This is a genomic window from Candidatus Glomeribacter gigasporarum BEG34 (genome assembly GCF_000227585.1).
GTDB classification, from domain to species: Bacteria; Pseudomonadota; Gammaproteobacteria; order Burkholderiales; family Burkholderiaceae; genus Glomeribacter; species Glomeribacter gigasporarum_B.
In genome coordinates, this window is sequence record NZ_CAFB01000017.1 from 1 (window position 1) to 1,014 (window position 1,014).

Here is a 1,014-nt window from a genome sequence, read left to right on the forward strand (position 1 = left end):
CGCGCGAAACTGCTGGAAACACTGACTGAAGGCGCGACTGTTCAAGGCGTGGTGAAGAATATTACCGATTACGGCGCGTTTGTTGATCTGGGAGGAATCGACGGTCTGCTGCATATCACGGATATCGCGTGGCGCCGTATCCGGCATCCAAGCGAAGCGCTGTCTGTCGGACAGGAAATTAGCGCAAAAGTATTGAAGTTCGACCCTGAAAAACGCCGCGTTTCGCTCGGCGTTAAACAGCTGGGCGATGATCCCTGGCAAGGGATTGCGCGGCGCTATCCTTCTGGCACGCGGCTATTCGGCAAAGTCACCAATCTGACCGATTACGGCGCATTTGTTGAAATCGAATCAGGCATCGAAGGGCTGGTGCATGTTTCCGAAATGGATTGGACAAATAAAAATATCTCGCCCGGCAAAGCTGTCCAGCTCGATCAGGAAGTGGAAGTGATGGTGCTCGAAATCCACGAAGAGCGTCGCCGGATCAGCCTGGGAATGAAACAGTGCAAACCGAATCCGTGGGAGGAATTCGCGCGCCATTTCAGCAAAGGCGATAAAGTCAGCGGGCTGATTCGTTCGATTACCGATTTTGGCGTCTTTATCGGGCTTGAAGGCGGTATTGACGGCTTGGTTCATCTGTCCGATCTGTCATGGCATGAGCCGGGCGAAGAAGCGGTGCGCAAATATAAAAAAGGCAATACGGCTGAAGCGATGGTGCTTGCTGTTGATGCAGACAAAGAGCGTATTTCGCTGGGAATCAAGCAGCTTGAAAGCGATCCGTTTAATCACTTTGTGGAAATGAATGATAAAGGCGCCCGCGTCAGCGGAAAGGTGAAAACCGTAGATGCGGAAAGCGCGCTCATTACATTGGCGGACGATGTTGAAGGGACGCTGCGCGCATCGGAAATTGCGCCGGGCGTCTCGGATGCGCGCGCTGCACTGAAAGAAGACGATGCCGTCGATGCGGTCATTATCGGGATCGACCGCAAAGCGCGCGCCATTCAATTGTCACTCAAA

General features: G+C 53.3%; 1 protein-coding gene. It reads left to right on the top strand.

The genetic code is table 11. The features are described from left to right. On the top strand, positions 1–1,014 hold a 1,014-nt coding region (locus tag CAGGBEG34_RS00340; RefSeq protein WP_042687132.1), incomplete at both ends, for a 30S ribosomal protein S1.